Source organism: Bradyrhizobium sp. UFLA06-06, from assembly GCF_054820065.1.
This window is the reverse complement of record NZ_JADFUD010000152.1, coordinates 1-1,522: the sequence shown is the minus strand read 5'-3', so window position 1 is coordinate 1,522 and position 1,522 is coordinate 1. Positions and strand designations below refer to the sequence as shown.

General features: G+C 63.0%; 2 protein-coding genes. Both read right to left on the bottom strand.

Annotation, left to right across the window (positions count from 1 at the left end):
• On the bottom strand, positions 1 to 1,153 hold a 1,153-nt coding region (locus IF803_RS42415), incomplete at its 3' end, for a recombinase family protein (protein ID WP_461196153.1).
• On the bottom strand, positions 1,143 to 1,382 hold the full coding sequence (locus IF803_RS42410) for a hypothetical protein (RefSeq protein ID WP_461196152.1): 240 nt from the start codon (positions 1,380 to 1,382) through the stop codon (positions 1,143 to 1,145). The genes IF803_RS42415 and IF803_RS42410, both read right to left, overlap by 11 nt.
• Positions 1,383 to 1,522: the final 140 nt, after the last annotated feature.

Here is a 1,522-nt window from a genome sequence, read left to right as displayed (position 1 = left end):
CGACAACGCCAAGCAGTGCTTCCTCGATTGCATCATCGACGCGTAATCCGCCGAAGGCGATGCAGAGAGGGCCGCCATTGTCCATCCAGGCACGGCTGCAGCTGTAGCGCGGGATATGGTGCTTCATGCCTGTGTACCGGACTGTGAGCTTGCGGCCACAGCGCTTGCACCGGATCAGACCGGCCAGCAGCGTGTCTCCATGCTTGGGCGCGCCGTGATGTCGACCAGTGGCAACGTTGCTGCTGACCATGGCGCGGATCGCCTCGAACCTCTCCCAGCTCACATACCCGTCGTGGGTATTGGGCTTCAGCGTCAACCATTCGTTCCGCCTCTTGCGGCGGATCTTCCCGCTCACGCCCGCGGCGGTGTATCCCGCCGCCACAGCCGTCTTACCATAGGCATAAGCGCCGCCGTAGACCGGGTTCTCAATGATCCGGTGGATGGTGGAGTAATTCGGTCGCCGCCAGGCCGTATCGCCGTTGGTCTGCTTCACCGGCAGATCGAGGTTGTACTCGTGGAGCCAGCAGAGCGCCTGTCGGGCACTGCCCAGTTCCTCGACCTTGTCGAACACCAGCTTGATCGCTTCCTGGACACGCCGATCCGGATCCTTCTCATAACGGTCGCCGGCCTTCACGAAGCCGACGGGCGCCGCCACAACCAACTCGCCCCGGCGTGCCTTCTCGTAGCGCGCCGAAAGCGAGCGCTGGCGCAACAAATCCAGCTCGTACTCGTTGAGGCTCCCCTTGAGCCCGAGCAGCAGGCGGTCGTTGCCGTGCCTTGGCGCATAGATGGTCTCCTGATCGACCAGAACGGTGTCGACCACGCGGCACATCTCGATGAGCTGCTGCCAATCCCGGCTATTGCGAGCGAAGCGCGAGACCTCGCGGGCGCAAACCGCACCAACCTTACCGAGGCAAACCTCCGCTACCATCCGCTCAAAGCCAGCGCGTTGGACCCCGCCGGCGGCTGAACGACCGAGATCATCATCGATCACTTCGATCTCTGACCAGCCGAGCGCCATCAGCCGATCCCGCATGGCGTATTGTAGTGCGCTGCTTTCGCGATTGTGCAACACCTGATGGGCTGAGGATTGGCGCACGTAAAGAATCGCCTTGCGCTGCAAATGATGAGGCCTGACCTTGTCAGAGATCATGATCAGCCTCCTTCGCGCGCGACGTCGCTGCCGTCGCAGCATGGTCGAGGATCAACCGCGTCATCAGGCTCGTGAGCGCTGCCCGCGCTTCCGCCGGCAGCTCCAGCCATGCGGGCGCGCCGATGGCGCCGTTTGACGGGCCGCCCCCGAACAGATCTGGCTGATGCTGCGGACGCGATCGTCGATTGTGTCGGTATCGGCTCCCTGGCATTGCCGTCTCGCGCGACATGAGTCTCTCCCCGATTCTGGTTGTGAGAGGCTCTGGATGCGCCAGAAAGCAGGACGGCTGATGGCGTTTGGTCCTTCAACGCCAGATCGAGCAGCGCGGCGAGCGCCGCAAGTGCCTCGATGCTGACAAACGGCTGAACT